This window comes from Paraburkholderia sp. 22098 (assembly GCF_052045935.1).
Taxonomy (GTDB): domain Bacteria; phylum Pseudomonadota; class Gammaproteobacteria; order Burkholderiales; family Burkholderiaceae; genus Paraburkholderia; species Paraburkholderia caledonica.
Genome location: NZ_JBQEPV010000021.1, coordinates 1 through 22841 on the forward strand (window position 1 = coordinate 1; position 22841 = coordinate 22841).

The window sequence follows — 22841 nt, forward strand, 5'->3', positions numbered from 1 at the left end:
TTGAGCAACTCGACGGCGCCCGAGCGCGTCTGCGACAACAGGTCGGTGTCCGAGCCGAGTTGCGATGCGGGGAAGAAGCGGATCTCGAGCCTGCCGCTGCTCGCCTCGCGAATGCGATCAACGGCTTCCTTCAGCCGCGCATTAATCGGTTGATTAAGGGATTGCCCGGTAGCGAGCTTGTAGGTGAACTCGGCAGCGCGTGCAGGCCGGGTCCATATTGTTACCAGCGGAAGGGCGGCCGCAGCCTTCAACACCGCGCGTCGCGAAATGCGGCGCGGCGAGTTCGACGTGCTCATGATGCTGTCTCCATTTATATGAACTTACCGTGGCGCGCCACTTTGTCGGTATGGCGTCGAGGCACGTCGCGATGCTTGGTTCGTTGACTGCTTATCCAGGCACCGCCGGTCCTGCATGTGCAAAATATATGAGGCTTGTTGGTGAAGGACAATTCAATTATTTTGCGAAAAGGTGTAGCCAATCTAAAGGGTGATCATGTATCTGCCACTGCGGGCCATCAGTGTTTTTCATGCTGCGGCGAGTTCGGGAAGCATCTCTCGGGCAGCAGCGGAATTAAACGTCACGCCATCGGCCGTCAGCCAACAGATCCAGTCGCTTGAAACGCATCTGGGCACGGCGTTGATGACTAAGGTTGGGCGAGGCGTTGCATTGACCGAAGCGGGCGAGCGCTACTTCGCGATGATTTCAGAGGAGATCGACCGCATCGCGGACGCGACTCAGCGGATACGCGGGTTGCGCTCCGTTACGCTCCTGACCGTGCGCGCCACGCCAACGCTCTCCACCAAGTTTCTTCTGCCGCGTCTGCGCTCGTTCCTCGACGGCCATCCCGATCTTGAAGTGCGGCTGAACGGCACCAATGAAATGACCGACTTTGCGCAAGAAGCAGTCGATATCGAGATCCGTCACGGCACCGGGCAATGGCCGGGCGTTTACGTGGAGGCGCTGACCGAGGAGTCGTTCCTGCCGGTCTGCTCGCCCGCCTACTGCGCGCCGGCGAGTCTCGACGCCGCCGATCTGCAGCGGCACCGCCTGATCTACTCGATCAAGTCGCAAGTCCAGTGGCCGCACTGGTTCTCGTTGGCGCGCGCGGCGCCGCTCGATCCCGGACAACGCGTCCTGTTCGACCACAGTCACATGGCAATCGATGCCGCCGTCGACGGCATGGGCATCGCGCTGGAGAGCACGCTCATGATGTGGCGGGAGCTGCGCGACGGGACGCTGATCTGTCCTGTGCGCGAGCCGCCCGCCATCCGCCTGACGACGCAGTGGATCGTCTGCCCGCTCGAGCACCTCCACAAGAAAAAAGTGATCCTGTTCCTCGATTGGCTGCGCGCCGAGCGCACCGCCTGGCAATCCGGTTCCCAACTTCCCGTCTCCCGGTGATGTTGAAGCCAGGCTAACAAATCGACTCGGAAATGTTAATTGTTCTGGCGCAAGGCCCTGACTACACTTGCTCGCAAGTAAGGCGCACCGCTGTTCTGCCTTCGATCACGCCAACCCCGGCCACTCACCGCGCGCCGCGCTCGCGGCCACGATCCACGGTCTCGACAACAAAGGATTGCAAATGAATCTCTCCAGTCTGCTCCAGGCACGCAACGCTTCTGGACGTCCCGTTCGCGTCGGCCTGATCGGTGCCGGCAAGTTCGGCTCGATGGTGCTATCGCAGGCGCGCCATATCGAAGGGCTGCACGTCGTGGGCGTCGCCGATCTCGACGTTGGCAAGGCGCGCGCATCGCTTGCACGGGTTGGCTGGCCGGCCGAGCAATACGGCGCACGCACGCTCTCCGACGCTGCGAAGACCGGCGCCACCTGTGTGCTCGACGATGCCGCCGCGCTCGCCGCCTGCGGCGAGATCGAATGCATCATCGAAGCGACGGGCCACCCGATCGCGGGCGTGCGTCACGCGCTGGCCGCAATCGAAGCCAACAAGCATGTGGTCATGGTCAACGTCGAGGCCGACGCGATGTGCGGCCCGCTGCTCGCCGCGCGTGCCCGCGAGCGTGGTCTCGTCTACAGCATGGCGTACGGCGACCAGCCCGCGATCATCTGTGAGCTCGTGGACTGGGTGCGCTCCTGCGGCTTCGAACTGACATCGGCTGGCAAGGGCATGAACTTCGAGCCTCGCTACCGCTACTCGACCCCGGACACCGTGTGGAGCTTCTTCGGCTGGACCGATGAAGAAGTCGCCAAGGGCGATTTCAACCCGAAGATGTACAACTCGTTTACCGATGGCACCAAGGCCGCGATCGAAATGGCTGCGGTTGCGAACGGCACGGGCCTCGATTGCCCGGACGACGGCCTCGCCTTTCCGCCTGCGGGCCTGCACGATCTCGCGCGCGTCTTCCGGCCAGCGGAAGACGGTGGTCGCCTTTCGCGCAGCGGTCTCGTGGACATCGCCGCCAGCCAGGAACCGGACGGCCGCGAAGTGTTCAACAACATCCGCTATGGTGTCTTTGTCACGTTCAAGGCACCGAACGAATACGCGCGTGCGTGCTTCAAGCAGTACGGCCTGCTCGTCGATCCAACCGGCTGGTACGGCTCGATGTGGCGCCCGTTCCACATGATCGGCCTCGAAACCAGCGTGAGCGTGCTGTCCGCCGTGCTGCGCGGCGAGGCGACGGGCTCGTCGAAGGAGTTCCGCGGCGACGCCGTGGCGACTGCCAAGCGCGACCTCAAACCGGGCGAGTTGCTCGACGGCGAAGGCGGATACGCGGTCTGGGCCAATGCGATCCCGGCATCGAAGAGCCTTGCTATCGGCGGTCTGCCGATTGGGCTTGCGCACAACGTCAGGCTGAAGCGCCCGGTCGCCAAGGACACGATCGTGCGCTTCGAGGACGTCGAACTCGAACGCGATCTCGATGTCGTCGCGCTGCGTCGCGAGATGGAGCAGAGCGCGCTCGGTAAGCCGGCGAAGGCAGCGTGAGGCGCGCACATCATGGCATCGGTTCGAGAGAGTGGAGAGTCCAGCGTGGATAGCGGAACCGAAGCGTTCGTGGTCATCGCCGAGTTCGAAGTGAAGGCCGAGCGTGTTGGTGACTTCCTCGCGCTCGCGCGCGACGACGCGCGGCACTCACTGGCCGACGAGCCGGGATGCCGGCAGTTCGATATCGTCCGGCTCGACGAACTGCCGGCGCGCGTCATGTTCTACGAGGTGTACGACGATCGAGCCGCGTTCGACGCGCACTTGCGGACGCCGCACCTCGATCGCTTTCGGGCCGGCTTTCCCGCGCTGATTGTGGCGGAGCGCCCGGTGCGCTTCGGCCATCGCGAGCCTGCATGATGCGCACGAGCCTTGCTGTGGGCTTTATCGGCACCGGCATCATGGGCTTGCCCATGGCCCGGCGCGTGGCAGGCGCCGGGTACCGGGTCGCGGCGTGGAACCGCACCCGGGACAAGGCGGTGCCGCTCTTCTCGGTGGGAATCGAGGTGGTCGGTCATGCAAGCGAAGCCGCGCGCGACGCGGATGTCGTCATCTGCATGCTGAGCTCGGGTCCCGCATGCGACGACCTCCTGCTCGGCGACGACGGGATCATCGCCAACATGCGTGCGGGCAGCGTGCTGATCGTGATGAGCTCGATTCCTGTTGAGACGGCGCAACGCCACGCCGGGGTCGCGGCGGCACGCGAAATCGGCTATCTCGACGCGCCCGTTTCAGGCGGGGAGAAAGGCGCGCAGGACGGCACGCTCGCGATCATGGCCGGCGGCGAGGTGGAGGTGTTCGAACGCGTGCGCTCCGTGCTGCAGACGATGGGCCGTCCGACGCGCATCGGCCCGGCGGGCACGGGTCAGCTCGCGAAGCTCGTCAACCAGATGATGGTAGCGAGCACGATCGCTACGGTCGCCGAAGCGATGCTGCTCGCGGAAAGCGGCGGCGCCGATCCCGCGCAAGTCCGCGCGGCGCTGCTCGGCGGGTTCGCCGACTCGACGATACTCCGCCAGCACGCGGCACGCATGATCGCGCGAGACTTTGCGCCGGGCGGCCCGGCCAAGTATCAAATCAAGGATACGAAGACCGCGCTCGGTTTTGCGCAGAGCGTGGGGTTGGAGTTGCCGGTACTGGGGCTCGTCGATGGGCTCTTCACCGACATGGTCGAGCATGGCGACGGCGATCTGGACCACAGCGCACTTATTCGAGAACTGCGTAGGCGCAACGGTTTGCCGGTGTCATGACATTGTGACGAACGGATTTTGATTCAAAACGAACCATGTGTCGTTGGACGATCAGGCCGGTATTGATATATACCAAGCTGTATCCGCACGCTTGCGCCGTGTACCCACGCGCGGCTTATTTCCCAATTGGAGAACGTTCACCAAGTGATCGTTCGGCCGTTCAGACGTCCGATCCACCCCAACAAGCGGCGAACTCATTCGCGAGGGTGAACGTTGCTTCATCGGAGCCTGTGCCGACGTTCATCGTTTCAAATCAAGTCGCCGAGTCGCCGCAAATACCAGGTGCTAGTGGCTCTTGCCGACACGGTTGATGTCCATCGTGTAGCCTGCATGTCGATGCATGCTCGCTGCTCTGGCCGTAAAGTCCCGTCTCTTTGACCTGTCCCATTCCTGACAGCTCCGGTCCTAGGCTCGCCTGAATCTGCGCCAACACCTCCGCGATCAAAGCATGTTTCCGCCGGAACGCGGCTCGTTTGTTAGAAGGCACCTGACCGATCTCCCGATGGTGCAGGATGCGAGGTAGGATGAAACGAGCACCACACTCCACGCCACCCATTTCACGCCAGAAAGCGTCGTAGTCCGCGTGAAACCCCTCATCCCGAGCGTGTGACACGTGCGAGCTCTTCGCGACAGCTGCGAGCACCGGGATGTTCAGCAAGCGGCACAACTCGCAAAGCGCCTCCATCACGGCCGCTTTGGGACGAAGACCATGACATGTTTTCGTCGCGTCACGTACACGTTCCCGATCAATTCCGGCTGGCCCCTGTAGGCCGCCAATCAAAAGCACCCACGAGCGGGTCTCCGCCGTGTACTCGATGCTTACCGTGGCCCACGCAAGATCGACCCTTGTCTGCCGGTCCATCCACGCCACTGTCAGCAGGCCCTCCCGCCAGCATCGCGTGGGTTCTCGCAAAACGATGTCGTATTGAAGCGTGGACGACAGTGAGACCGATTCACCAAGCAGGTAGATGCGGGCCGTGAGCGCGTCGCCCAGCATTTGCTCCATCGCCGCATAGTGTCCGCAAATCAGCGCGGCCCGACTGCGGGCGGACAAGTCCGCCTGCCCGAAACGATGGAATGGTTTTTCTACGAAGCGCCGGTTGTGGACCGCGAGATCGGTCAATAGCGATCGCCTGCTCAGCGCCTGAAACCAAAGCCATGCCGCGCGTGGATAGATAACGGAATACATCAGAATCCGAACCCTTCGGAAAAGGGACTGTGGTCTCGTCGCAAAAACGGCCTTTCGAAGTAGCGCGTACTTGCTTGAAAATGTCATCAATCGGTCCAACAGCGGGATGGCGCTGCAATGTCAGTGGCAAGTGTCATATGAGCGAGGCTTGGTCCCGTGCGGCGCCAAGGGGACAACAGCTTTTTTCATGTTTTTTCGCGCCCGATTTCCGCGGGCGACGGTGGGCTGCTGGCCGCGATTGTAACTGAAATATTACGAATTATTACGGGACCGCCCTTGGACGTCCCATTAAGAGCCGGAGTCCAAACCGGCGAGCAGAGACACGGCGCGGACGGGCTAACGGAAGGCACAGCTTTTGCTCGCTGCAAAAATGACGGCCTTGCCCGTTCACGTGAGCGCCAACCACATACGTCGGCCGTGCGACGGCGCAAAGGAGCACGAAGTGGACCCATCGGTGCTTTCGCCCCCTGCGATACCACCCGTTCCCGTTGTGCTGGTCCATCTGGAGGAATGCAGGGCAGCGCGGGCTGGTCACGAGGTGGGCACGCTTCGGGAACTCGCCAGGCAGATTGCTGAGCTGAAAGGCACGGGGGTTGCGGGGGAGTCCGACCCAACGCTTACTTGTGCTGCCCATCGTTACCTGATTCCGGACCACACGCTAACGCTTACCGAAGCGCATAGGCTCGGCGTGCGTTCGGTTCGCGATCTGTTCGGCGGGGTCGTGCCGTTCCCGTTCGTCGCGACAAAGCTCATTGCACACCCGTTGACCGAAGACGCCCAAGTCGCTCCGCCTGGTTGGTCGAGGTTGTTCGGCGAGCACACTGCCTCGCTGGTTCTGCCGGGCTACTCAGCCTTTTCGCACGATGACGCTCGCAACGCGGCTCGCCGGCTGTGGCGGGATGGGCTCGTACGGATCAAGCGGCCATCGGGAATTGGTGGAGCGGGCCAGTCGCTGGTCGCGAATATGGATGAACTCGAAACGGAGCTTGCGGCGCTCGGCGAGGCGGCGTTGCGAACTGAAGGCATCGTCGTGGAGCGCAATCTCGATCCGATTGAAACGCTGAGCGTCGGCCAGGTCACGCTTGACGAACTCGTGGTGAGTTACTACGGCGTGCAGCATCTGACCATGAACAACCACGGGCATCGCGTGTATGGCGGCACGGATCTCATCGCCGTGCGGGGCGGTTTCGACATGCTTGCGCGGCTCGACCTGACAAGCGACATCAATGAGGCCATCCGCAAAGCGCGTGCGTTCGATGCCGCCGTGCAAAACGATTATGCGGGCTTCTTTGCATCGCGGTGCAACTACGACGTCGCGTGGGGCACCGACGCGCAAGGCGCGCGCCAATGCGGCGTGCTCGAGCAGTCGTGGCGGGTCGGCGGTGCTACGGGCGCCGAAATTGGTGCGCTACGCACGTTCAGGGCAGATCCGTTGGCGTATGCGGTGAGCGCCTCGACACGCGAGATCTATGGTGACGATGTGCAGCTACCGGACGGCGCCTCGATCGTTTATCAGGGCGTCGATCCGCACGCGGGCGCCATCACGAAGTACTACACGGTGGATCGCCATATATTGCAAGGGAGTGCCGACAGATGACAGCAGAACGTTACGGCGTTCAGATAAAGCTGGAGCGCGGATACCTCGACGGTACCGTCCTCGCGCCGAAGACTGCCGTCCCGGGTGTTCTTTTCGTGCATGGCTGGGGGGGCAGCCAGGAGCAGTATCTGGAGCGCGCCAGGCAGGCGGTGGCACTGGGCTGCATTTGCCTGACGTTCGATCTGACGGGACATGGACGAACACAGGACGAACAGCAGAACGTGACCCGGGAGACCAATCTGCAGGACCTGCTCGCTGCATACGATGCGCTCGTTGCGCACCCGTCGATCGACCGTGACGCGGTCGCCGTAGTGGGCAGCAGCTATGGAGGCTATCTCGCGACCATTCTGACCGAGCTGCGACCCGTGCGTTGGCTGGGTCTGCGCGTGCCGGCGCTCTACCTCGACGACGGATGGAATACACCAAAGCGCGCCCTGCATGTCGAGCACGACCTGGTGGCGTATCGCAAACGGGTTGTGGCGTCGTCAGACAATCGCGCATTGCGGGCGGCCGCCCGCTTTGGCGGTGATGTGTTGCTCGTTGAATCGGAGCACGACAAGATTGTGCCGCACCCTGCAATTGCCAGCTATCTGCAGGCGTTTTTGAATGCCCACTCGCTCACCTACCGGATCATCGCTGGAGCAGATCACGGGCTGTCGGACGACGCCAGCCAGCGGGCCTATGCCAGCCTGCTGATGAACTGGCTGACGGAGATGGTTGCCGGCGAGCGCGCAGGTGACCGGGGAGGCGCGCCACATTAGGCACGCCATGGGAAGCGCACGGGTGTCCCGGCGCCCGACTGCGATGAGCCGGAAGGTCACCCTTCGGGCGAAGGCATTCACTCCCCGCCTTCCGCTCGCTGTACTGAATGGCGCGGTCTATACCTGGATTCGCACATTTTTTCCGTGTGCTCGAGCGTGGTCGGGGCTCCCGACGGTGTTAGCTCGATGACTGCGCCGCAGGGAACTGTAGGTCGTCCAGAATCCGAAGAAGCGCCGTGATCCGTGTGTGGTAGGTTCGGTGATCGTGAGCCCATTCATGAGCTTCGTGGTCACCTTCAGCTTCCGCCTGCTCAGCCATCGTAAGCAGGCGCGTAGCTTCGACGTGAGCCTGACGGAGTCTTTTCGCCTTTTCACCCTCGCCCTTTACTGCCATGCTCGAAGCCGCCGAGCTTCTAAAGGACGTGCTGGACGAAGTTGGCCTGCGCTCTTTTCCCAAGACGAGCGGCGGGAAGGGCTTTCGCGTCGTTGTGCCGTTGACCCGCCGCCAAGGGTGGGACGAGACCAAAGCCTTCGCGCACGCGGTACCACCGCACATGGCGCGGGTCGCGTTCCGCAAAGGTTTGTACCGTGCTCGGGCCTAAGAATCGCGTCGGAAAGATTTTCATCGACTACCTGCGCAATAGGCGCGGCGCGAGCACTGTCGCTGCGTTCTCTTTACGCGCCCGGTCGGGGATGGGGTATCGATGCCGGTTTCGTGGGACGAACTGAAAGAGGTAAGTCGCGGTGACGAGTGGACCATGCAAAAAGCCATTCAGCGGCAGCGTTCCCTCAAGGTGGACCCTTGGCAGGGGTACTGGCAGATCCGGCACGGCATCACTGCGGCGATGCGACGCGCGTCGCCATGGACGCGAGGCGTCGATGAGGCCGCAGGAAGGAGCGCACTGCCTGGTTGTGTCCTCTCGAAGCGCTGCATCATAGGGAAGCAGGCACTAACCATGCTCGTCTTTCACGGTGTTGGACCATGGGGATGCATCGTGAAAAGACATACGATATTCAACCTGTTGTGCCCGTGCGGACATCGGGGCTGCATCGTGGAAAGCGCAGACGAAAATGCGGTGCCAGCATGGCACTTCAACTTCGTAAGGAGCCTGTCGCACGCTGGCGATTACGAAGGCCTCGACCCGATATTCGCCGATGTAAAGCCCGCTTGCCCCGCTTGCGGAAAATCGCTCGGCCCAGAACATGTCGTCGCGCGCGTTGAGAAAACCAGTGCCGTCGGCGACATGCCCGGCGCCACCGCAGTCAACCTTATGTCCGACAGTTTTCGAGCTGCCGCGAGCCCGAGTAGCAGTGACGTCGCAGGCTGAATGGGAAGTTGACGGAAGGAGGGCTTCGCTATGCGCGACCGATACGATCTACAACGGTTCGTGGACGCGCAGCAGCCGGTGTATGGGCGAGTGACCGACGAACTGCTCGCCGGCGACAAGCGCAGCCACTGGATGCGGTTCATCTTTCCGCAGATCAAGGGGATCGGCAGTAGCCCGACAGCGCAGCGCTACGCGATATCCGGGCTTGATGAGGTGCGCGACTATCTCGATCATCCCGTGCTCGGCCCCCGTCTGCGGGAGTGCACGGCGATCGTCAACGGCATTGAAGGCAAGACGCTCGATGAAATTCTTCGGCTATCCGGACAATCTCAAATTCTGCTCATCGATGACGCTGTTTGCCGGCGCCGCGCAAGACAGTGCGCTATTCAAAGCGGCGCTTCGAAAGCACTGCGGCGACGAGCCAGATCCGCTCACGCGCGCGAGACTGGTGGACGGCTGATTTCGCAATGCATGCGGCAAGTACGCGTGCGCGCCGGCGAGTGGAAATGCCGCGCAGTTCTACGTACACACCATATCCGGGTGCAGACATTCTTCAAGTCCGTTGTCAACAAAGAAAAGGAGGTTGTATGGCAGACCAGCATAAGCCCGGCGAGACGGTGAAGGCGTCCGCTATCTACAAGGTCGTGAAGGAGGGTGGTGGTGGCCCCGAATTCGAAGTCACGTGCGTGGAAGGCGAGCACTTTCCGCCGACGGGTGGCCGGTAGGGTGATCGACTACATCGTTGGCAAGGTCGGATTGATTGCGCGCCGCAGTCCAGTTCTGTGGACTGCCGGCGCGCTATTGCTTGTGAACAGCGCGATGTCCTTCGCCAAACGTCCCGTCCACATTCCATCCCAAACGCATTATTCGACGTCAGTTCTTTTCTATTCGTATCCCGTCGCTGCATCACCGGCCTACACGCTGTTTCGCCACGTACGCCGCTATGTGGTCCAGAATGCGATGCAATGGAGTGCTGTGGCTTACGGGCCGCCCAATATCAACAATATCGTGCAAGGCAAACAGCGCTTCCGTTATGGGAATGCGCCGGGCAACCCTTACCTGGCCCCGCTCGACGGCGCTCAGGCCGCCCATTCACCCTTGCCCCTCTTTGGCTTCGGCCTTCCGTCCGATCCGCAGAGCGTTCCGCCCACTGCCGCAAGCGGTGACGACGACTGGAGCTTCAGGGCCAATCCGCTTCTGAACCTCAATCACGCGCATGAGCGCGGCGCAACCTTCTCGATTCGACACGACTTCTGAAGAGCGGCATTTACCATCGCGTGAATAAAAACGGCGGTGCAGGAACGCGGCGCTCGCCATTTTTCCCGTGCGAACATGACGGCCGGGACGCCGGCACACTCCAACCGCCGGAAACCTCCCCGGTATGCCGGTGATGTCAATGCCGCTCACCCTCCGGCATTGCGTTTCATGGCATGAAAATGCCGAGTGGCCGCATCCTTCATGCCGCGCAACGGAATGGTAGCCACGCCGACTGGCCGGCCGTTAAACTTCGTTGGAGTAAACCCCTCGCGCGGCATGAGCTTCGATCGGCGGTAACAGCAATGGAGAGGGAAGCGACTCTGTTTTCATTTCGAAAGGCGAGGCAATCCGCTTCGTCGTTCAGCGGGAGCAGAGTCATGACTCACACCCTCCAGCCTGTCAGTGCGCTACGTCAGCGCATGACCGACGACATGCGCATGCGGCAGCTCGCACCGAAGACGCAGGCCAGTTATCTGCGCATCGTGCGCGAGTTCACCCGGTTTCCCGGGCGCTCGCCCGATACCGCCACCGTCGAGGACCTGCGACGCTACCAGTTGCACCTGGTCGACCACGGCGTGTCGCCGGTGTCGCTCAATGCGGCGATCACCGGCCTGAAGTTCTTCTTCGAGATCGCGCTCCACGAACCTTCGCGATTCTTTTGCTACTACGTCCGTCTTTGAGCGGCGTGCCGCGAAGGCCAACTCGTCGCAGTTCCGTCGCCTCGCTGTCTTCCTCGAAAGGTGCCATCCCCATTCGTGCGCCGAGGCGCGACGCGCATCAACAGCCCGAGCATCCTGCGCCTGGCGCTAGGGTGAGGGTTTTACCTAGGCTGGGGAGATCGCCCAGCGAGCGCGACCCAGCGTCGTCAGATTGGGCGTTACGTGGGACTGTGCGTACGACGCGGCCGAATAACAGATTCGACTCTAAGTCATTGTTTTTTTGGAAAGTCATCGGCTGATTCGGTAGGCCGAGTGCACTGGGAGTTCAAACTTAAGTGAACGAAGTTCGAAGTTGAGTGAATCTCGGCATCAACTGTCCCCACATTCCTTCTTGAATTTGTCACCACCCGTCCATATAATTAGCACTCGCTGCACGAGAGTGCTAACAACTTCGCCGGTTGGCTCGGCCAGCCGGGTTTTCCAAGCGTTCTTCAGTCTCAATCAAGAGAGGAGTATGTATGAACCTTCGTCCTTTGCATGATCGCGTGATCGTCAAGCGTCTGGATCAAGAAACCAAGACCGCGTCGGGCATCGTGATCCCCGAAGCCGCAGCAGAAAAGCCGGATCAGGGCGAAATCCTGGCAGTCGGCCCGGGCAAGCGTGACGACAAGGGCGCACAGATCGCCCTCGACGTGAAGGTTGGTGACCGCGTCCTGTTCGGCAAGTACGCAGGCCAGACCGTAAAGGTCGACGGCAACGAACTGCTCGTGATGCGCGAAGAAGACATCATGGCCGTGGTGAACAAGTAAGCGCAAGCCGCTACTTCCCCGGTTATATCCCAAGAATTCAAGGAGTTAGAAGATGGCAGCTAAAGACGTCGTATTCGGTGATTCCGCCCGTGCCAAGATGGTCGAAGGCGTGAACATCCTCGCGAACGCTGTGAAGGTCACGCTGGGTCCGAAGGGCCGCAACGTTGTCCTGGAACGCAGCTTCGGCGGCCCGACGGTCACCAAGGACGGTGTGTCGGTCGCAAAAGAGATCGAACTGAAAGACAAGCTCCAGAACATGGGCGCGCAAATGGTCAAGGAAGTGGCTTCCAAGACCAGCGACAACGCAGGTGACGGCACCACGACCGCAACGGTTCTGGCTCAGTCGATCGTCCGCGAAGGCATGAAGTACGTTGCATCGGGCATGAACCCGATGGACCTGAAGCGCGGTATCGACAAGGCCGTGGGCGCCGCGATCGAAGAACTGCGCAAGATCAGCAAGCCGTGCACGACGAACAAGGAAATCGCACAAGTCGGCGCGATTTCGGCAAACAGCGACTCGTCGATCGGCGATCGTATCGCTGAAGCAATGGACAAGGTCGGCAAGGAAGGCGTCATCACCGTCGAAGACGGCAAGTCGCTGCAAGACGAGCTGGACGTCGTCGAAGGTATGCAATTCGACCGCGGCTACCTGTCGCCGTACTTCATCAACAACCCGGACAAGCAAGTTGCCGTGCTCGAGAACCCGTTCGTGCTGCTGCACGACAAGAAGGTCTCGAACATCCGCGATCTGCTGCCGGTTCTGGAACAAGTCGCCAAGGCTGGCCGTCCGCTGCTGATCATCGCAGAAGACGTCGAAGGCGAAGCACTGGCAACGCTGGTGGTGAACAACATCCGCGGCATTCTGAAGACGGTTGCCGTGAAGGCTCCGGGCTTCGGCGATCGCCGTAAGGCCATGCTGGAAGACATCGCGATCCTGACCGGCGGCCAGGTCATCGCTGAAGAAACCGGCCTGACGCTCGAAAAGGCAACGCTGGCAGAACTGGGCCAGGCGAAGCGCATCGAAGTGGGCAAGGAAAACACGACGATCATCGACGGCGCTGGCGAAGCTGCAAACATCGAAGCGCGTGTCAAGCAAGTCCGCACGCAAATCGAAGAAGCTACGTCGGACTACGACCGTGAAAAGCTGCAAGAGCGCGTTGCCAAGCTGGCAGGCGGCGTTGCAGTGATCAAGGTTGGCGCTGCGACCGAAGTCGAAATGAAGGAAAAGAAGGCACGTGTCGAAGATGCACTGCACGCAACGCGCGCAGCTGTGGAAGAAGGCATCGTTGCTGGCGGCGGCGTTGCGCTGATCCGCGCACGTACGGCGATCGCAGGCCTGAAGGGCGCTAACGCCGATCAGGACGCAGGTATCAAGATCGTTCTGCGCGCAATGGAAGAGCCGCTGCGCCAGATCGTCACGAACGGCGGCGAAGAAGCCAGCGTCGTGGTGGCGGCAGTCGCTGCTGGCCAGGGCAACTATGGCTACAACGCAGCAACCGGCGAGTACGTCGACCTGGTTGACGCTGGTGTCGTGGACCCGACGAAGGTCACGCGCACTGCACTGCAAAACGCAGCATCGGTGGCAGGTCTCCTGCTGACGACCGACGCAGCTGTTTGCGAACTGCCGAAGGAAGACGCACCGATGCCTGGCGGCATGCCCGGCGGCATGGGCGGCATGGGCATGGACATGTAATTTCATGTCCGCTCGCCGGTTGCGCCTCGCACAGAGGTTCGATCGGGAGCCCATGGAAAAGCGCGCCGCGAGGTGCGCTTGCCAAAGAAAAAACCCGCAGAAATGCGGGTTTTTTCTTTGGTTCGGCGTTTACGGGAGAGGGAAGGCGTTCAGCGTCTTACGACTATGCCGGCTGCGCCAGGCAGTGCTCGCGCAAGTGCCGGGAGATGCCCGCTACGCTTTCGGCCGGCGTCAACGTTGCGGTGTCGATCGTGATATCCGGATCGAGCGGTACTTCGTAGGGCGCTGATACGCCGGTGAACGACGCAATCTCGCCGGCCAGCGCCTTAGCATAGAGACCTTTGGGGTCGCGTCGCGCACATGTTGCGAATGGTGCCGACAGGTAAGTCTCAATGAAATTGCCGGCGCCCACGATATCGCGCGCCATCGCCCGGTCGGCCCGCATCGGCGAGATGAGTGCGGTAATAACGATGAGGCCTGCGTCGTTCATCAACTTGGCGACGTGTGCGACGCGGCGGATGTTTTCGTGGCGGCCCTGCTGGCTGAAGTCGAGGTCGCTGCCCAAACCGTGGCGGATGTTGTCGCCGTCGAGTACGTAGCAGGCCTGGCCTTGCGAAACGAGTTGCCGTTCGAGTTCGAACGCAATGGTCGACTTGCCTGCTCCCGAGAGGCCGGTGAGCCAGATGGTGACCGGCCTTTGGCGGAGAATCCGCATTCTGTCCGCGAGCTTGATGGTGCCGTGGAAGCGTTGTACGGGGCCGCAGGGTTGCTCCATTCTCTTACTCCTCAAAACTTAAACGCAGTGCCAACCTTGGCGCCATACGCCGGCGTTGTGCCGCCGTTCCGCCGAATCGGCGAGGGCGAGGCGGAATCCGTCGGCCGCGCCTGGCGGTAAAGCGATGGAAAAGCCGGCGTAGGCGCTCGGATAGCCCGCTTGGGCGCCGTCCGGCCTATCGCCACCGCTCGAGCCGCGAGCAATGACTTCGTTGCCGATCCGCACCTCGAGCGATACCTTTTGTTCCGGATGACTGAGGTTCACCGCCCAGCCGGAGACAATGCCGTCGCGCACCGAGTCGACAAATCCGTCGTACATGTCCGCAATCGTTTGCGTTTCGCTGTATGCGAGCCGCAATATTCGTCGATCGGCGCGAGGGTAAAGCGGCCGATCACGCCATGCACCTTCGCGAGAAACGCTTCGTCGAAGCCGAACACCACCGACTTATGCAGATTCGAATTCTCAAACCGATTGATCTCTGCCTGGATCACCTTGACCAGTTCAAGCTTTCGCAATGACGCTGCCGGGCCTGTGCGCATCGCTTTCATCTGCGCGCTTGCATGCTCGAAAATCGCGTAATTGAGGCTGTTGTCTTGGACAGAATTTCTGTCTCGCGCTTTCGCTCAGCTGCCCAGTGTTTTTCGACTAGCCGCTCGTCGTGTTCGTCTCAAAGTAAAACGGCAATTTCAATCCGGTCTTTGCACAAAGCCGGAGTAGAAATTCGCTCATGTTTTCGCAAATACCCACCGTACTGCAGTGATGCCGCAAGTTGGCTGTCGCAATCTCGAGACTGAGCTTGTCGGGCGTCGAATGCCCGCTCAGCATTCTGCATAAAGACATTCCTGCCGCCCAGTCATTCGCTCACCCACTCGTCAAGGGAGAGCGCGCCGCGCCGCACGAGCGCTTCCGTCGCCGACACACTGGCGCCGCGCGAGAGGACCACGCATGGTGCAATAGCCGGGTGGGGTCTTCAGGCTTCTATGGAGGCCGTACGGCTGGTGGCCGCCGCAGATGCCTGTTTCGAGTAGCCTGGCGGGGCGACTAACCCAACCTTCTCCGTCCCATTCGAAGACGACGAATTGGTCTTTACCTTTGTTGAAGTCGAAGTACGAGATCACCGTCGGTTTCCCGCTCTTGAGCGGGTGGACGAAAAACGTGGGTGCAAACATATAACGATATAACGAATTGCGAGTTGGAAGTGTAGCCCGCGCGTTGTCCCGGCGTTGTAACGTTTGATTACGCGAATAAGGTTCTCTGAACGTTCGCCGCGACGCGCGACTGACGTCGAAATGAGGTCAGTGCCGGGCTTCCCCAGGCGCGGCATCCTTTGCGCTAGCCGGCGGCGCCTCCTCGTCGCTGCTACGAGCCCAGAAGAACCGGTCCGGCATATACGCGCCCATGCCCGGTCGGAACGCGGCGCGCACCGCCTGGTACAGATACTCCTGAGCCTCGCGCACGGCCTCGGCCGGTTCCTGGCCATTGGCGAGGAGTGCCGCGATGGCCGAGCCGAGCGTATCCGTCAGGCCCATGATGCGGTGACTGCCGCGATCCCACATGTCCTGGCGCAACTGGCCGTCTTCGCTGAAAAGCGTATTGACCAGCCGGTGCGTGCCAGTTTCCGTCGACAGAATGTATTCGCAGCCCTGCGACAGCAGATGCGAGATCGCGGCGTCGAGGCTCGGTGCTTCGGCGTCGCCGTCTGGCTGAGCGAGCGCGAGCAGGGTGGCTGAGTCGGCAACCAGCAAGGTGGTTTGCGGCGCGAGCAGGTCGGCAATGGCTTCACGCAGTTCATCGGCGGCGAGGACGTGCTCGTCGTCGAGTGTGAAGTCGGGGGCAAGAATTAGTGGAATGTCGTCGTAATCGGCCACTACTTCGGCGATCGCGCTCACTACCTCGGCGCGCGTGCAGGCGCCCACCTTGAACGCTGCAATCGGCATGTCCTCGAGCAGCATGCGCGCCTGGGTCGCTACAACCTCTGGGTCGAGCCCGTTGACTTCGTCGCAGCTCGCCGAGTCGCGCACGGTATAGCCGGTAAGCACGGAGACGCCATGACAGCCCATGCTGGCAAGTGTCATCAGGTCGGCTTGCAGGCCAGAGCCGCCGGTAGGATCGGAGAGGCCGAAGGTGAGGACGATCGGAGGCGTGTCGCTGGGCATGAAGATGTACGAGGAGCAGTATTTTTGGCGCGGTGAGTGCGCAAGCGGCTCAATTATGCGTCCTAAAACGGCGCAGGGGCGTTTTTTCGCATCGCGGGTGGCTTCGTTCCCGGCTTCCGGGCTAACCCGTGGCGCGACGTCGCACGCAGCGGCACTTTTCCCATCCAGCATTGCCGAAGGTCGTTGCGCAAAGGGACTGGGCGTTTTGCGATTGCTAGGCATTGGGGCGGCAACACGGTACCATCATGGCTCCTGTTTCCACGGACTTCACGACGCGATACAAGAATGGAATATCAAAGCTGGATGTGCCTGATTTGCGGCTGGATTTACGACGAAGAAGCCGGTTTGCCGGACGAGGGCATTGCGCCGGGCACGCGCTGGGAAGACGTTCCCATCAACTGGACGTGCCCCGAGTGCGGCGCGCGCAAGGAAGACTTCGAGATGGTCCAGATCTGAAGTCGAACGGCGGCCGGCGTCGCCCCGCCGGGGTGTGGCATGGCGGCGGAACGTCCTCGTGCTGGCCGTGTCCCAACCGCAGGTTGACGTTGCGTAGTCTGTCATGGCGCATTGGTCGTTCTGCATGTGTCACTGTGCAGAAGTCATCGCGCATTTGTCATTGTTCAGTTGCCGGTCCGCGCGTTAGGCGCTCAGTCTGCGCGCGGCGCCCATCGGCGGCCCGCCGACTTTCCGTCGCCAACTCATGACTCTTCGATCCGCAGCACCTGTTTCCTTCGACGCATTGCCCAACCCGCGCGGCGGCGCTGTTCGCCCGGCGGAACTTGCGCTAGCCGAAGCGCTGCTGGCGTTCGAGCAGCACACCGGCTGCACCACCGCGCTGGTGCGCGCCTCGCACGCACTGCGCAGCGCGGGCTGGCTGAGTGCCACGCGTTTCGCCGACGCGCTCGTGCGTCTTTCGCCGCTGGCCGCGGGCGATCCGGCCGAGGCCGATAACGTGCGGCCGGCGTTTGGCGCCGCGCTGCGCGACTTCCGTGCGGCGCTCGAGCGTCACAATCTGCGCGAGCTCGCCTGTTCGCCCACGCTCTTTTGTCATTACCGCGAGTTGTGTGCCGATCTCGGCGAACACCCAACTGCTTCTCCGGTGGCTTTCGAAGACCTCGCGCTGACCGCGCGGCCCGTGCCGCCCGTTTCGTTTCATGCACAGTCGGCCGAGCAGCTGGCTCATCTGCGTGCGCGCTATGAACGCGCGCTGCTCCCGGTGCTGCGCTCGCAGCCGGATACCGGCAGCGTGGCGGCGCGAGCGGCCACCAACGCCGCGCTCGACGAACTCGACGCGGTGTTCACCGAACTCGCCGGTCCCGATCCCTATGACTTCTGGCGTCTTGCCAAGGCCTGCGCCCGTGCATTGCGGGTCAGCGGACGCGCGGCGGGTGAGCCCGACGCGCGGCGTTTTTACGCGCGCTGCAATCTCGCGCTAGCCGACCATGCGCGCGGCATCGAGCGCGCGCAGCGCTCGCTGGTGCGAGCTACCCTCGCGCTGCTGTGGCGCGATTACGCACTGTTTGGCGCCGCCGCTGAAGATGCCGACCAGGTCGAGGTGCTGCACGATTACGGCTTGACGGTCGATTGGCACGTGGCAGGCACGCAGGCATCGGAAATGCTTTGGGAAGCCGGAGCCGTGGAGGCGCAGTCATTCAGCGCACGCACTTCCATGACACGCGAACTGGGCGTGCTGAGCGTGAACACGCATGCGTACGAAGATTTTCTGCAGACGGCCGACGCGGCCATCTCCGCGCTCGCCGAACATGCGCGCGCCGCGGATCAGCCTGAGAGGGCCGATCCGAGCGAAGCGCTCCAGGCGGGCGACGCCGCGTACCGACTCGGGTCCGCAGCTTGCGCGCTCGGTCTCGGCCATGTCGCGCTGCTGGCCGATGCGCTGGGGCTCGCCTGGCGCCGTCGCGCTCATGCCGGCGTGTCGACGCCTGCGGTGCGTGCGCATGTGATCGTCGACGCGCCCGCGGCCAGTGCGCTGGAAGGCGCGGCCGAGGCATTGCGCGCCACGCTGCACAAGGTGGCGGCGGGCGTGGCGCCGCCGGCCAGCGGCGCGGCGCTGAGCGCGCTTACGCGGGCGATCGAGCAGGGCGGCGCGTAACGGGCGTCACGTGCGCCCGGGCCGCGCAGCGAGCGCATGAGGTACGCAACTACGCAGGCAACGAAGCAGGCAACGAAGTAGGCAACCAGGCGGGCTACCAGGCAGTCAAGCGCGCAGGCCCAAGCTGCACCGTGGCAAGGCCCGCGTGCGTGATAGAGTGCAACATGAATCGCCGTCGATGGCTTGCGGCACGCTCCATGACTCGCGTCGCCAATCCACGCTCAAAGCCCGCCATCCTGCACCGTCTTTGCTAAAATCCGAACTATGTCCAAGAGTACCGATCGCATCAATCTGACCAACCAGTTCCTGATCGCCATGCCCAACATGGCCGATCCGACGTTTTCAGGAACGGTGGTCTACCTTTGCGATCACAGTGAGCGCGGCGCGCTCGGCCTCGTGATCAACCGGCCGACCGATATCGACCTGGAAGCGCTCTTCAGTCGCATCGACCTCAAGCTCGAAATCGAGCCTCTCCTTCATGTTCCCGTGTATTTCGGCGGCCCGGTGCAAACCGAGCGCGGCTTCGTGCTGCACGACCCGAAAGACGGCAACACTTATACGTCGTCCATGTCGGTGCCCGGCGGTCTTGAGATGACCACGTCAAAAGACGTGCTTGAGGCGGTTGCCAGCGGCACCGGGCCCGAACGTTTCCTGCTCACGCTCGGTCATGCCGGCTGGGGCGCGGGTCAGCTCGAAGAAGAGATTTCGAAAAACGGCTGGCTGACGGTCGAGGCCGATCCGAAAATCGTGTTCGACGTGCCGGCCGAAGAGCGTCTCGAAGCCGCGCTGGCGCTGCTCGGCATTTCGCTGTCCATGCTGTCGGGCGAGGCGGGGCACGCATGAGGGGCGCCGCATGAGCCTGCCGGCCGGACGTGAGGCGACGCTGCTTGCGTTCGACTACGGTGAAAAGCGCATCGGCGTGGCGGTCGGCAATTCGCTGACGAAGAGCGCGCGGCCGCTCGTCATCGTGCAGAATCGCAGCCGCGAATTTCGCTTCGCGGAGGTCGGCAAACTGATCGCCGAATGGAAGCCGGACGCGCTCGTCGTCGGCTTGCCAATGCATCCGGACGGCACGCCGCACGAAATGACGCAACTCGCCAAGCGCTTTGGAAACCAGTTGAACGGCCGCTTCAATTTGCCCGTCACGTGGATCGACGAGCGTTATTCGTCGGTCGAGGCAAAGTCGGGTATCCGCGAGGGCAAGGGCCGTGCCGACATGCTCGACGCCGAAGCCGCCAGCATCATCCTTCAGCAATATCTAGACGGACTTTCCGACAATCATGAGTTCCATTGACGCCGAAGCGCTTTATCGCGCGCTGCTCGACCAGATTCGCGCCGCCTACGGCGACGAGTTCGGTGCGGCGCAAAACGGTGCCGAGGGCGCCGTGCTCGCCGGCATTTACAGCGGCGGTGCGTGGCTCGCCGAACGGCTCGCGCATGATCTGAAGCTCCCGAGTTTCGGCGTCGTGAATGTCGCACTGCATCGGGACGACTACGCGAAGAAAGGTCTGCATTCGCAGGCGAGTCCGACATCGCTGCCGTTTTCCGTCGACGGCCGCCGCATCGTGCTGGTCGACGACGTGCTGTACACCGGCCGCACGATCCGCGCAGCGCTCAATGAACTCTACGACTACGGCCGCCCGGCGGCTGTCGAACTGGCGGTGCTCGCCGATCGCGGCGGGCGCGAGTTGCCGGTAGCGGCACGCTTTGTCGGCGGCGTGGTGGATGTGCCCGCGGACGCGACGCTGGTGCTCGCGCGCGACGAGAGCAGCGCAGGCCAGCCGCGTTTCACCTTTCACACCGAAGCCCGCGCCGATTGAGCACGGCATCGGGCGCGAATGCGCACGCACCGCGACTCGCAGCCCGCCGCACACACGTTGAAGTCCGTATCTCCAGCAGGTAACTCATGAACACCGCGAACCAGGCCTCTCACGACCAAGTCGATAGCGCCACCGAGCGCTTCCGCTACGGCTTCCTGAGGGGCAACCCGCAGCTCACGAAAAACGGGGAGCTCAAGCATCTGTTATCGATTGAAGGTTTGCCGAAGGCGATCGTCAACCACATCCTCGACACGGCGAGCCAGTTCGTCAGCGTGACGGATCGCGAGGTCAAGAAGGTCCCGCTCCTGCGCGGCAAGTCGGTCTTCAATCTGTTCTTCGAGAATTCGACGCGCACACGCACCACATTTGAAATTGCGGCGACACGTTTGTCGGCCGACGTGCTGAATCTGAACATCAACGCTTCGTCCACGAGCAAGGGCGAATCGCTGCTCGACACGATCAACAATCTGTCGGCGATGCACGCCGACATGTTCGTCGTGCGTCATGCGTCGAGCGGCGCGCCGTATCTGATTGCCCAGCACTGCGCACCGCACGTGCACGTGATCAATGCCGGCGACGGCCGTCATGCGCATCCCACTCAGGGTCTGCTCGACATGTACACGATCCGCCACTACAAGAAGGACTTCACGAATCTGCGTGTGGCGATTGTCGGCGACATTCTGCATTCGCGCGTCGCGCGCTCCGACATTCACGCGCTGACCACACTCGGCGTGCCCGAAGTGCGCGCGATCGGCCCGCGTACGCTGCTGCCGGGCGGCCTCGAACAAATGGGTGTGCGAGTGTTCCACAACCTCGACGAAGGGCTGAAGGACGTCGACGTGATCATCATGCTGCGTCTGCAGAACGAGCGGATGAGCGGCGCGCTCCTGCCTTCGGCGCAGGAGTATTTCAAGAGCTGGGGCCTGACGCCCGAGCGGCTCGCGCTCGCCAAGCCCGATGCAATCGTGATGCACCCGGGCCCGATGAATCGCGGCGTCGAAATCGATTCGCAGGTGGCCGACGGTCCGCAATCCGTGATTCTGAATCAGGTGACGTTCGGCATCGCCGTGCGCATGGCGGTGATGGGGATTGTCGCGGGAAATAACGATTGATCCGGCAAACGCATGCGTGCGGACCCAGAACGACGCACGCGCGGCAGACGACGCAGAACCTGGCCGAATCCGGCTGAAACATTAAGGTAGCGCATGACGATTCATATTCAAGGCGGCACGCTGATCGATCCGGCAGCGGGTACCGAACAGCAGCAGGACGTTTTCATCGAGGCGGGCAAGATCGTCGCGCTCGGCAACGCGCCCACCAGTTTCGAGGCGACGCAAACCATCGACGCGCGCGGTCTGCATATCGCGCCCGGTCTCGTCGACCTGTCCGCGCGTCTGCGCGAGCCGGGCTATGAACACAAGGCCACGCTCGAATCGGAAATGGCCGCGGCGCTCGCTGGCGGCGTGACGAGCCTCGTGTGTCCGCCGGACACGGATCCGACGCTCGACGAACCCGGTCTCGTCGAAATGCTGAAGTTCCGCGCCCGTAATCTCGATCAGGCGCATGTGTATCCGCTCGGTGCGTTGACGGTCGGCCTGAAGGGCCAGGTTATCACCGAAATGGTCGAACTTACGGAAGCTGGCTGCATCGGTTTTTCGCAGGCCGACTCGCCGGTGGTGGATACGCAAGTGCTGATGCGCGCGCTGCAATACGCGAAAACCTATGGCTACACGGTGTGGCTGCGTCCCGTGGATGCCTATCTCGGCAAGGGCGGCGTGGCGGCGAGCGGCGCGCTGGCGTCGCGGCTCGGCCTCTCCGGCGTGCCTGTCGCGGCGGAAACGATCGCGCTGCATACCATCTTCGAACTCGTGCGTGTGACGGGCGCGCGGGTGCATCTGTCGCATGTGTCGTCGGCGGCGGGCATCGCGCTCATGCGCGAGGCCAAGGCCGAGGGCTTGCCGGTTTCGTGCGACGTCACCGTGAACCATGTGCATCTGATCGACCTCGACATCGGCTACTTCGACGCGCAGTTCCGGCTCGACCCGCCGCTGCGTCAGCAGCGTGATCGCGAAGCGATCCGCGCGGGTCTCGTCGACGGCACCATCGACGCGATCTGCTCCGACCACACACCGGTCGATGACGACGAAAAGCTGCTGCCGTTTGGCGAAGCCACGCCGGGCGCTACCGGCCTCGAACTGTTTCTGTCGCTAACGGTGAAGTGGGCCGACGAAGCCGGTGTGCCGCTTGCAAAAGCGCTCAACCGCATCACCGCGGCGCCAGCCGCCGTGCTCGATCTGCAAGCGGCGGGCAGCGTTGCGGTAGGCAGCGTGGCCGACCTCTGCGTGTTCGACCGTCACGCGCATTGGCGCGTCGAGCCGCGTGCGTTGAAGAGCCAAGGGCATAACACGCCGTTTCTCGGTTACGAATTGCCGGCTCGCGTTCGCGCGACCATCGTGGCGGGCCGCGTCGCATTCGAGCAGCGCTAACGTGCCCGGCATG

General features: G+C 62.4%; 24 protein-coding genes and 3 pseudogenes. 22 read left to right on the forward strand and 5 right to left on the reverse strand.

The genetic code is table 11. The annotated features are described in order from the left end of the window. Positions 1 to 296, reverse strand: a pseudogene (locus ACTJLB_RS30055) (TRAP transporter substrate-binding protein); the annotation flags it as partial. Positions 297 to 492: 196 nt separating this feature from the next. Here ACTJLB_RS30055 and ACTJLB_RS30060 point away from each other — a divergent pair. The 4 genes from ACTJLB_RS30060 to ACTJLB_RS30075 all read left to right on the forward strand — a co-directional run bounded on the left by ACTJLB_RS30060 (position 493) and on the right by ACTJLB_RS30075 (position 4188). Continuing rightward, positions 493 to 1401, forward strand: coding sequence for a LysR substrate-binding domain-containing protein (locus ACTJLB_RS30060; RefSeq protein ID WP_440785388.1), 909 nt, complete (start codon positions 493 to 495; stop codon positions 1399 to 1401). Between the two features lie 181 nt (positions 1402 to 1582). Further along, positions 1583 to 2941, forward strand: coding sequence for an NAD(P)H-dependent oxidoreductase (locus ACTJLB_RS30065; protein WP_440785389.1), 1359 nt, complete (start codon positions 1583 to 1585; stop codon positions 2939 to 2941). A 69-nt stretch (positions 2942 to 3010) separates the two neighbouring features. Beyond that, the gene (locus ACTJLB_RS30070) at positions 3011 to 3298 is read left to right on the forward strand and encodes a putative quinol monooxygenase (protein ID WP_408470111.1); all 288 of its coding nucleotides are present in this window, start codon (positions 3011 to 3013) and stop codon (positions 3296 to 3298) included. Beyond that, on the forward strand, positions 3295 to 4188 hold the full coding sequence (locus ACTJLB_RS30075) for an NAD(P)-dependent oxidoreductase (RefSeq protein WP_440785390.1): 894 nt from the start codon (positions 3295 to 3297) through the stop codon (positions 4186 to 4188). Before ACTJLB_RS30070 ends, ACTJLB_RS30075 begins: the two co-directional genes overlap by 4 nt. A gap of 253 nt (positions 4189 to 4441) precedes the next feature. Here the strand turns inward: ACTJLB_RS30075 and ACTJLB_RS30080 are convergent, their stop codons facing one another. Next, positions 4442 to 5464: a DUF535 family protein gene (locus ACTJLB_RS30080; RefSeq protein ID WP_408470116.1), complete on the reverse strand. Its 1023-nt coding sequence runs from the start codon at positions 5462 to 5464 to the stop codon at positions 4442 to 4444. 355 nt (positions 5465 to 5819) lie between these two features. Here ACTJLB_RS30080 and ACTJLB_RS30085 point away from each other — a divergent pair, with 355 nt between their 5' ends. From ACTJLB_RS30085 to groL, 11 genes and pseudogenes are all read left to right on the forward strand, one after another. Further along, positions 5820 to 6974 carry a DUF3182 family protein gene (locus ACTJLB_RS30085; RefSeq protein WP_440785391.1) on the forward strand — a complete coding sequence of 385 codons (1155 nt, stop codon included), beginning with the start codon at positions 5820 to 5822 and terminating at the stop codon, positions 6972 to 6974. Next, positions 6971 to 7735, forward strand: coding sequence for an alpha/beta hydrolase family protein (locus ACTJLB_RS30090; protein WP_440785392.1), 765 nt, complete (start codon positions 6971 to 6973; stop codon positions 7733 to 7735). The genes ACTJLB_RS30085 and ACTJLB_RS30090 overlap by 4 nt, the downstream gene beginning before the upstream one ends. Positions 7736 to 8127: 392 nt before the next feature. After that, a complete protein-coding gene (gene ligD / locus ACTJLB_RS30095) occupies positions 8128 to 8337 on the forward strand; it encodes a non-homologous end-joining DNA ligase LigD (RefSeq protein WP_440785393.1) in 210 nt (69 codons plus the stop codon). Next, on the forward strand, positions 8324 to 8464 hold the full coding sequence (gene ligD / locus ACTJLB_RS30100) for a non-homologous end-joining DNA ligase LigD (RefSeq protein ID WP_408201332.1): 141 nt from the start codon (positions 8324 to 8326) through the stop codon (positions 8462 to 8464). Before ligD (ACTJLB_RS30095) ends, ligD (ACTJLB_RS30100) begins: the two co-directional genes overlap by 14 nt. A gap of 29 nt (positions 8465 to 8493) precedes the next feature. After that, on the forward strand, positions 8494 to 9063 hold the full coding sequence (locus ACTJLB_RS30105; protein ID WP_440785395.1) for a hypothetical protein: 570 nt from the start codon (positions 8494 to 8496) through the stop codon (positions 9061 to 9063). Between the two features lie 30 nt (positions 9064 to 9093). Then, positions 9094 to 9523: pseudogene (locus ACTJLB_RS30110) on the forward strand (DUF1810 domain-containing protein). A 127-nt stretch (positions 9524 to 9650) separates the two neighbouring features. Next, positions 9651 to 9788, forward strand: coding sequence for a hypothetical protein (locus ACTJLB_RS30115; protein WP_440785456.1), 138 nt, complete (start codon positions 9651 to 9653; stop codon positions 9786 to 9788). An 82-nt stretch (positions 9789 to 9870) separates the two neighbouring features. Further along, the gene (locus ACTJLB_RS30120; RefSeq protein WP_440785396.1) at positions 9871 to 10320 is read left to right on the forward strand and encodes a hypothetical protein; all 450 of its coding nucleotides are present in this window, start codon (positions 9871 to 9873) and stop codon (positions 10318 to 10320) included. Between the two features lie 377 nt (positions 10321 to 10697). Then, a pseudogene (locus ACTJLB_RS30125) lies at positions 10698 to 10967 on the forward strand (site-specific integrase); the annotation flags it as partial. Between the two features lie 530 nt (positions 10968 to 11497). After that, positions 11498 to 11788 carry a co-chaperone GroES gene (groES, locus tag ACTJLB_RS30130; RefSeq protein ID WP_006047749.1) on the forward strand — a complete coding sequence of 97 codons (291 nt, stop codon included), beginning with the start codon at positions 11498 to 11500 and terminating at the stop codon, positions 11786 to 11788. 52 nt (positions 11789 to 11840) lie between these two features. Then, on the forward strand, positions 11841 to 13481 hold the full coding sequence (gene groL / locus ACTJLB_RS30135; RefSeq protein WP_020069817.1) for a chaperonin GroEL: 1641 nt from the start codon (positions 11841 to 11843) through the stop codon (positions 13479 to 13481). Positions 13482 to 13644: 163 nt separating this feature from the next. On the opposite strand, the gene cysC is transcribed toward groL, so the two are convergent. The 3 genes from cysC to ACTJLB_RS30150 all read right to left on the reverse strand — a co-directional run bounded on the left by cysC (position 13645) and on the right by ACTJLB_RS30150 (position 16412). Further along, positions 13645 to 14256, reverse strand: coding sequence for an adenylyl-sulfate kinase (gene cysC / locus ACTJLB_RS30140; protein WP_440785398.1), 612 nt, complete (start codon positions 14254 to 14256; stop codon positions 13645 to 13647). Positions 14257 to 14274: 18 nt separating this feature from the next. Next, positions 14275 to 14574 carry a hypothetical protein gene (locus ACTJLB_RS30145; RefSeq protein ID WP_440785399.1) on the reverse strand — a complete coding sequence of 100 codons (300 nt, stop codon included), beginning with the start codon at positions 14572 to 14574 and terminating at the stop codon, positions 14275 to 14277. Positions 14575 to 15551: 977 nt separating this feature from the next. Further along, positions 15552 to 16412 carry a hydroxymethylpyrimidine/phosphomethylpyrimidine kinase gene (locus ACTJLB_RS30150; RefSeq protein ID WP_440785400.1) on the reverse strand — a complete coding sequence of 287 codons (861 nt, stop codon included), beginning with the start codon at positions 16410 to 16412 and terminating at the stop codon, positions 15552 to 15554. A gap of 285 nt (positions 16413 to 16697) precedes the next feature. Between ACTJLB_RS30150 and ACTJLB_RS30155 the strand changes: the two genes are divergently transcribed. The 7 genes from ACTJLB_RS30155 (at position 16698) to ACTJLB_RS30185 (ending at position 22828) form a co-directional block, all read left to right on the forward strand. Then, complete coding sequence (locus tag ACTJLB_RS30155; RefSeq protein WP_006047743.1) at positions 16698 to 16868, forward strand: rubredoxin; 171 nt, start codon at positions 16698 to 16700, stop codon at positions 16866 to 16868. A 244-nt stretch (positions 16869 to 17112) separates the two neighbouring features. Further along, complete coding sequence (locus ACTJLB_RS30160; protein ID WP_440785401.1) at positions 17113 to 18522, forward strand: hypothetical protein; 1410 nt, start codon at positions 17113 to 17115, stop codon at positions 18520 to 18522. A 264-nt stretch (positions 18523 to 18786) separates the two neighbouring features. After that, positions 18787 to 19365 (forward strand): YqgE/AlgH family protein, encoded by a 579-nt coding sequence (locus ACTJLB_RS30165; RefSeq protein WP_020069822.1) that lies wholly within the window; start codon positions 18787 to 18789, stop codon positions 19363 to 19365. A 10-nt stretch (positions 19366 to 19375) separates the two neighbouring features. Beyond that, complete coding sequence (gene ruvX, locus ACTJLB_RS30170) at positions 19376 to 19816, forward strand: Holliday junction resolvase RuvX (protein WP_020069823.1); 441 nt, start codon at positions 19376 to 19378, stop codon at positions 19814 to 19816. Further along, a complete protein-coding gene (pyrR, locus tag ACTJLB_RS30175) occupies positions 19803 to 20342 on the forward strand; it encodes a bifunctional pyr operon transcriptional regulator/uracil phosphoribosyltransferase PyrR (RefSeq protein ID WP_020069824.1) in 540 nt (179 codons plus the stop codon). The genes ruvX and pyrR overlap by 14 nt, the downstream gene beginning before the upstream one ends. An 86-nt stretch (positions 20343 to 20428) precedes the next feature. Continuing rightward, positions 20429 to 21454 carry an aspartate carbamoyltransferase catalytic subunit gene (locus ACTJLB_RS30180; protein ID WP_440785403.1) on the forward strand — a complete coding sequence of 342 codons (1026 nt, stop codon included), beginning with the start codon at positions 20429 to 20431 and terminating at the stop codon, positions 21452 to 21454. Between the two features lie 93 nt (positions 21455 to 21547). After that, a complete protein-coding gene (locus ACTJLB_RS30185; protein WP_440785404.1) occupies positions 21548 to 22828 on the forward strand; it encodes a dihydroorotase in 1281 nt (426 codons plus the stop codon). Positions 22829 to 22841: the final 13 nt, after the last annotated feature.